The organism is Actinomyces sp. HMSC075C01 (genome assembly GCF_001812965.1).
GTDB lineage: Bacteria > Actinomycetota > Actinomycetes > Actinomycetales > Actinomycetaceae > Actinomyces > Actinomyces acetigenes.
In genome coordinates this window covers 181,115-188,343 of sequence record NZ_KV811040.1, presented here as the reverse complement: position 1 = coordinate 188,343, position 7,229 = coordinate 181,115, and the positions used below count along the sequence as shown (strand labels likewise).

General features: G+C 63.0%; 6 protein-coding genes and 1 pseudogene. 5 read left to right on the top strand and 2 right to left on the bottom strand.

Annotated features, from left to right (window positions below):
• A pseudogene (locus HMPREF2883_RS13530) lies at positions 1-627 on the bottom strand (hypothetical protein); the annotation flags it as partial.
• Positions 628-1,248: 621 nt separating this feature from the next.
• On the opposite strand from HMPREF2883_RS13530, the gene HMPREF2883_RS13525 reads away from it, so the two are divergent.
• Genes HMPREF2883_RS13525 through HMPREF2883_RS13515 form a run of 3 tightly spaced genes read left to right on the top strand, consistent with a single transcriptional unit; the run spans position 1,249 to position 4,834 of the window.
• Positions 1,249-1,887, top strand: a complete 639-nt coding sequence (locus HMPREF2883_RS13525; RefSeq protein WP_256277503.1) for a LuxR C-terminal-related transcriptional regulator — start codon at positions 1,249-1,251, stop codon at positions 1,885-1,887.
• Positions 1,880-4,207: a sensor histidine kinase gene (locus HMPREF2883_RS13520; RefSeq protein ID WP_081384525.1), complete on the top strand. Its 2,328-nt coding sequence runs from the start codon at positions 1,880-1,882 to the stop codon at positions 4,205-4,207. The genes HMPREF2883_RS13525 and HMPREF2883_RS13520 overlap by 8 nt, the downstream gene beginning before the upstream one ends.
• Positions 4,208-4,255: 48 nt before the next feature.
• Positions 4,256-4,834 (top strand): helix-turn-helix transcriptional regulator, encoded by a 579-nt coding sequence (locus HMPREF2883_RS13515; protein ID WP_070663100.1) that lies wholly within the window; start codon positions 4,256-4,258, stop codon positions 4,832-4,834.
• A gap of 120 nt (positions 4,835-4,954) precedes the next feature.
• On the opposite strand, the gene HMPREF2883_RS13510 is transcribed toward HMPREF2883_RS13515, so the two are convergent.
• On the bottom strand, positions 4,955-5,821 hold the full coding sequence (locus HMPREF2883_RS13510; protein ID WP_070663099.1) for a hypothetical protein: 867 nt from the start codon (positions 5,819-5,821) through the stop codon (positions 4,955-4,957).
• A gap of 282 nt (positions 5,822-6,103) precedes the next feature.
• On the opposite strand from HMPREF2883_RS13510, the gene HMPREF2883_RS13505 reads away from it, so the two are divergent.
• Complete coding sequence (locus HMPREF2883_RS13505) at positions 6,104-6,403, top strand: hypothetical protein (RefSeq protein ID WP_009233120.1); 300 nt, start codon at positions 6,104-6,106, stop codon at positions 6,401-6,403.
• 114 nt (positions 6,404-6,517) lie between these two features.
• Positions 6,518-7,229, top strand: a 712-nt coding sequence (locus HMPREF2883_RS15720) for a hypothetical protein (protein ID WP_256277502.1), incomplete at its 3' end; no start/stop codon positions are given.

Genomic DNA, 7,229 nt, shown 5'->3' with positions numbered 1-7,229 from the left:
ATCATATTCACCTACACCCCATGAATAAGCCTCAATGTCGGGAACCATTTCGCGCGGCGCCTTGGCCAGCGCACGTTGGAAGCACTCAATACCTTTTTCGTACCTCTTTGTAAAGTAGAATGTGACGCCACGTACGCGATATACGTCGACGGTGTCTTCGCCGAGCTCATCCAGAACATAGGCCTCATCTGCATAGTGTTTTGCTTCTCGCCAGTTTTCCTCCGCTAGCTCGATCCACGCAGAGATCACATGGGCGTTTGGATCGTCGGCATGCTCGTTTCGTGCCTTACGTGCGGCAATGCTGGCCGCTCCTGGGTCGTCGGCGAAATAGTACGTCCAGGCGCGACCAATCCAGTCGATATCCTGCTCAGCCACTTCGGGCAGTGCGCGCAGCGAGCGGTCGTATGCATCGCGCGAGTCTTCGTTTGAGAACACGTTCGAGGCGTTCTCAATCATCTTGAGCTTTGCTCTCGCCTCTTCGCCGCGGCTACCGTTTAGTGACGCGCGTTGCCGCCACTGCATACGAATCTTATTCAACTGCACCTGAATATCGGGGGTGGCGTCGTCTTTGTCCAGGTTCAGTTCCTGGTAGTAATCGACCACGGCGACAGTCTGCTCATATGCCATCTCAGGGGTTCCTAACTCAACGATTCGGGATTCGGAGAGGAAAGCAAAGCGAGTGGTAGACGCATCGTTGCGCGCACGCACTGGTGCTGTCCTGGCTCGCATTCGCTTGGCGGAACCGAGATTAGTGAGACCGCGGCGTAATAGACCAGTCTGAGTGTTAAGACTGAGAAGTAAGACCTACCGAGGAGTGCTGATGTGTGGTAGTGCGTGTGTGTTGTTGAGGGTGGGTGCTTTTGATTGTGAGGTGGCACAAGTGGCGCCCGACGATATAGTAGAAAATCTCAGTGCGACATGGCTGTCGTCTACGGATGGGTGCGTGTGCCCAAGGATGCTGGCGTGGTGTTCCGTCTCAAAATGTGGTCAATCGATGAAGTGGTAGGAATTGATCTGCATCAGAGTGGAGTGTTGAGGCGTCAACGATTGAAGTGTCTCTCTGAGATTTTTTGGCTTCATTCTTGGGGGAGGTCTTGCCTGTCGCGCCTGAAAGGTTGACGAAAGTTTGCTGAGTCTCCTGGAGGGGGTGTCGGCGTCTTCGTGCCGTAACTAATCTGTCTGCTGGTGCTGGCCAGCTGCGTCTGCTGGCTTCGTTGTTGAATCATGCGTAGTGATGAGGAGATCAATGTGGATCAGGCGTGCTCGATCATTGTGGTTGACGACCACGACATCATTGCTAAGGGCTGCCGCCTGGTGTTTGAGGATGCCGGTATGCCGTGGTCGGTGTGCTGGTACGCCAGCCTGCGTGATGTGGCGTGGCCCGATGGTCGGGTGCTGGTGGTGCTGGATCTGCGGCTGGAGGATGGCTCGACGCCAACGCAGAACCTGCGTGAGATCGAGCGGCGCGGCTTGCCCGTCATCGCCTATACGTCGGCGGAGAGCCCGATCCTGGTGCGTGAGGCGATTGCCGGGGGAGTGCTGGCGATCGTGCGTAAGTCTGGGCCATCGAGCGACCTAGTGCTGGCGATCCAGGATGCGCTGGATGGCAGGCCGAGTGCGAGCTTGGACTGGGCAGCGGCGCTGGATGCCGACGAGGACTTCGTCGTCGACTACCTGGCGCCGATCGAGGCTGACGTCCTGGCGCACTACGCGGAGGGTGAGAAGTCTGAGACGGTGGCCCGGATCCTGAGCCTGTCGAAGAACACCGTCAACACCTACGTGGCGCGCATCCGAGACAAGTACCGCGCCGCTGGGCGCCCAGCGGACACCCGCGTCGACCTCTTCCGCCGAGCGGCCGAGGACGGGCTGGTGAGCTACTATGACTGACCGCCTCGGCAGGGACGCTGAGCCAGTTAGTTCCCCAGGTGAGTACCGGCTGCATGTGCGCCGTCTGGTGGCGTTGTTCGCCGGCCTTGGCGTCCTGGAGATTGGCATTCTGTCTGGCCCAACGGTCTACTTGACCGAGGGTGTGAATCCGATGGCAGCCGCCCTGCTCCTGGCACCGATTGTGGTGCTGGCGGTGGTGATAGCCGGCGTGGCGACGGGCACGATCTATCTTCGCCGCTGTGGGAGGCCGCGGCGAGACCTGCTGCGCAGAGCCGATCGGTTGCTCGCTGGCCTACTCGCAGCGCTTCTCGGTGTTTATGTTGCCGTGGCGTGTGTCCTCGCTGCTGTGCGGGTCCTGCCGATTGCGGCACCGGGCGACGCGCTGGCGCGGATGCACCCGTTACTGGGGTGGTACTTCGTCATCGCCGCGGCGGCTGCTGTGGTGCTGACGCGGCGATGGCGCTTCACGTTCGTGGTGGCGCTGGCACCGCTGCTGGTCATGGTCAATGCCACGGCGATCGGTGAGCTGCAGTTCGTATCGGTGGAAGACGTCATGCTCGATATGGCAACCAATCTGGCCACCATCGGTGCGCTGACTTGGCTCCTCCGGCTGGCGGAGGCCTCGGACGCCAGCGGTGCCCAGCAGCGTGCACAGGCTGTGGAGCTAGCCGCCCGGCAGGCCAGCACCCGAGCCCAGCATGAGGCCAACAGCTTCATCCACGATCACATTCTCTCTGCCCTGATCGCCGTCGCCAACGGCCTGCCCGACCGGGCCGCTCTCCGCGGTAGCGCCCGCCAGGCGCTCGACTCACTCAGCGCAGAGACGGCAGTGGCCAGCCCGGTTACTGCCAGCACACTGCTGAACGACGTTGCCCGACGGGTTGGCGTCATGGCTGGCGATATCCGTACCGACGTCGTTCTCACCCGCGAGCACGAGATACCGTCCGAGGTAGCACAGGCGATCACCGAGGCCACGCTGGAGGCCGTGCGCAACTCACTGCGCCACGCCGGTAGCGAAGACACGCCGGTGATGCGCACGGTGACTCTGACCAGCGATGCCTGCGGTGTCAGCATCGAGGTAAATGACAACGGATGCGGCTTCGACCCTGCCGTGGCCGGGCGCGGAAGGCACGGTGTATCCGGCTCGATCATCGCTCGCATGCACGACGTCGGCGGCCGTGCGACCGTTGACTCAGCACCGGGGGAAGGCGCCTGTGTCACCTTGCGATGGCGACCTGTCCTGGTTGAGGCTGATCGACAACGACCCGAGCACGCAGCCGTCGCCCAGAACGAGGCAGCCAGCTGGGAGCGGTCGCTGTCTGCCTCCATGGAGTCCCCTGGTGCCCGTGCCATCGCCGCAGGGCTCGCCCTGGTGCATTTCATCCTGCTTGTCTACGAATGCGCCGTGCACAGCTATTGGCACTGGCCTCCAGCAGCGCTGAGCTTCATCGCACTGCTGCTGCCTGCCGTCCTTCTGCTCAAGACATGGCCGGACTCCCTGCTCCCACGCTGGGTAGCGCAGCTAACTGTCATCGTCATCGCTGCGGTCAACTTTCTCGTGCTCCCGCAGATCATCACCACCGGCTGGCCCGGCTACGCGTCGTGGTGTACTGGCGCCGGCAACGACCTGAGCTGCGGCCTGCTGATGCGCGGCCGCCCCGTGTATGCCTGGGCAGGCAGTGCAGCCACGACACTGGCCACCGCCTACTGGGTCATCTCCACCGGGCGGCCACTACTCATGATCTTCACCTACATGCTCGGCCACTACTTCACCCTCGCCAGCTGGCACGGTGTGGCCCACCTGTCCACCCGAGCCACCACACAGATCGCCGCCACCCAGCGAGAAACCGCCCGGCTCCAGGCGCAGCAGCGCGCCCACGAGGAAGCCGACCGCATCATGACCAGCCGCATGGCATCCGTCCGCCAGCGCGTTACACCCCTCCTGACCCAGATCGCTGACGGCACAGCACCAACGCCGGAGCTGCGCAGCCAGGCCTACCTACTCGAGGCCGAGCTGCGCGACGAGATTCGGGCCCCGTTCTTCACCGGCACTAGCATCGTGACGAGTGCTCAGGCCGCCCGCCGACGCGGCACCGAGGTCATCCTCCTGGACGACTCCGGCGACACCACCACCATCGACGACCGCACGCGGGCCAACGCAGTCAACTACGTCACCAAGCTCCTCAACCTCACCCAGAGCAACCGTGTCGTCATCCGCCTCAACCCACCCCGGCGCCCCACACTCCTGACCATCGTCACCGACGACACCCGATACCGACTCGACAGGCAGGGAGAACTGATGGTCCAGAATGATGCGTAGATACCATGACGAGTAGTTCGTAACGATAGTTATCTGGAGGAGGAATGTATGGATCAGGCGTGTTCGATTATCGCGATCATCAATAACAGCGTTATCGCCTTGGGGTGCGAGAATACTTTTGAGGCTGAGGGACTTCCATGGGCTGTTTCGTGGTATCCCAGCCTTTCGGATGTCGAATGGCCCGATGGGCGGGCAGTCGTTCTTCTCGACCCTGTTCTGCTGGATCACTCGAGTCCGGTGGAGAATATTCGAGAAATAAACCGACGGGATGTGCCTGTCATTGCCTACAGTGAAACGCTCGACGATCATGTCATTAGTGAGATTCTTGCGGAAGATGTGGTGGCTTTCGTTCGCATGTCGGCTCCGCACAGTGAGCTCGTCCAGGCGATTCGCGATGCGTTGTCCGGCAGGCCTCATGAGAGCCTTGGCCGCATGAAGGTCATGCTTCGGTATGGTAGAGAGAAGGCTGAGGGGCTGGCACCCATGGAACTCAAAGTGTATGAGCGGTATAGTCGTGGCTATACCAAAGCTGCTATTGCGCGAGAGCTGAACGTGTCGATGAACACTGTCAGCACCTATCTTGCTCGCGTCAGGGAAAAACTTACGACAAGTGATTCTGAGGAGTAATATCTACGAATCGCCCTCGAAGTGTCTGTGGCCTTTCGCTTGGTAGTTCCCCGCCCGGCTGTGCCGCGATGTGGATTGGGTAGAAGTGGGCAGTTGTATTACTGAGTCTGGAAACAGACTTCACTCCTCATCCCTAGCTACCTCCACCATCACGATGGTGCGGTAGGTGGTCATGCGGGTGTGGAGGCCGGGGGTGAGCTGGCTATGGTCTTGGTAGAAGACGGTGCGCATGGGGGCGTCCTGGCCGGTGATGGATACGGCCAGGACGGCGTCGTCGGGTTCGACGGCCTGGGCGTCGGGTAGGTCGAGGGCGAGGCGGTGGCGGCGCATGGTTAGCCCGTCGCGTGAGACCTGGGGGCTGGTGATCTGCTCTAGATCAAGCGTGATCTCTCGTGGGCTCTTGCTGGAGGGGTAGTGCCAGACCTGGATGAGGGGCGCCTTGGCGGGGAGGTCGCTGTTGGTCATCTGGTCGATGATGACCATCAAGTTGGTGCCGTTGCCGCCGAGCTGGATGCTGAGTGTCTCGGTGCCGAGCCGTCCGGCGACCTGGGCGAAGTAGACCAGGTCGCGGGCGATGATCGGCATGCCGGCGTCGCTCCAGCGGCGGGCGGTGCGTTGGTCGCGCCAGTCCTGCTCGGGTGAGAGTGCTTCGGTGGTGAGCTGGAGGCGGTCAAGGACGGTGTCGGCCGGAGCGGACAGAGACAAGGCGGCGGCTGCCTCGTTGCGGCCGCTGTGCTGGTAGCGGGCCAGCTCGCGCTGAAACAGCAAGAAGGCGTCCAGCAGGTCATCGCCGCCGCAGACCTGCCGCAAGGTGGCGAAGGTGCTGAACTTCTGCACCGTCAGCTGCCCGTAGGCCTTGCGCAGGGCCAGCAGCTCAGTCAGCACCTGCTGCTCCAGCGTGACGCGCTGCTCGGCCTCATCCGTGGCGTCGCCTATGGGGAAGACGCCATGTGGCAGCGGGGTGACTGGTTCCGGGGGCGTGCTCATGGCCCCTATTCTCACCGACTGGTTTGGCACCGTGCTGTGCAGATGCAGCACGGTGCACTTTTCTGTCACGACACCGCCAATGGCGGCGGGTTCTCCTAGATATGCCAGATCAACCGAACGCCAGCGCCGAGGTCGCTTCTAGGCGGCGCGGCAGGCAGATGGCGTGATCTGGGCGGCCACAGGGCCGCATGCGTCATCCCAAGCGGTGGCAGCGGAACCGCTCCAGGGTGAGCGCTTCCCCAGCCGTCGTCTTCCTCTCTTCTCTTCTCGAAAGGACTCCTCATGGCTTCTACCAATCTCAGCCTCTTCTCGCCCCAGCGCACCCGGATGGGGGTGGTGCTGGGCAATGGCCAGGCCCGGGTGACCAGGCGGGAGATCGAGCAGGTCGCCGCCCAGGCAGAAGTAGCCGCCCAGGCCGAGCAGGCCCGGGCCTTCCTGACCTCCCAGGTCCTGACCAACATCGCCACGCTGGTCACCCAGGCCGAGGCCCAGACCCGCATCGCCCCCGGCGGTGCCCAGTTCTACGAAGCGATCATCACGGGGTATGCGCTGGGGGCTGGGCAGCGGATCGGGCAGCTGTAGGCGGCGGAGTCAGTACCGGAACGTCGCCAGCTCGGTAGTGAGCACTCTGTCTCGTGCCTTCTTTCCTTCTCTCACTTCTTTCTTTCATCTCTTCTCGTCTTCGGAGGTTTCATCATGACGGTCGTAATCGGGATCCTGGCCCTCATCGGTCTGGCAGTGGTGGGCGCAATCGGCTGGGCGTTCGCCCAGGGAGTGCGCGACGGCCTGGCAGCGTGGCGGGAAGCGCCACCGGGCGGAATGAGTCAGCCGGTGCCCGTGGGCGAGTCGCCGCTCTTGCTCTCTGCCGCGCTGCCGAGCAGCTACCAGGCCGGTCAGCTCGCCGGTGAGGTTGCCGCCAGCTGGCGCTCCGCACACCAGGCGGCCAGAGCAGCTGGCGCAGGCATACCGGCCAGCTCATCCTGGGCAGCTGCCCTGGCCCTGGGCAGCGAGCTGAGCCAACAGCGCCAAGAAGCCGGCCGGGCTATGCAAGCAGCGATGGCCCAGGTGCTGCAGGACAACGAGCAGGCAGTACGAGCGGCTGGTGAGGCCAGCGGAAGGCGCGACACCAGTAATGGAGGGAGTGGTGCCAGCAGCGGTGACAGTGTCACTGACGGGAGTAGCGGCAACGGCGCCAGTGGTAGCGGTGGTGTGGCTCCAACTAGTACGGGGCCGGATGAGGCCAACAAGGGTGGCAGCACGTCGCCTGATGCGAGTTCTGGCCTGACGAACAGTGGTGGCAGCAACGGCACGGCAGAGGCGGCCCGTCCCACCTGGCCGGCTCACTCGCCCTCGCGTCGCCCGCCGCGGCCGCGTCCCAGGCGGTGCACGCAGCAGCGACCGGCTCGGT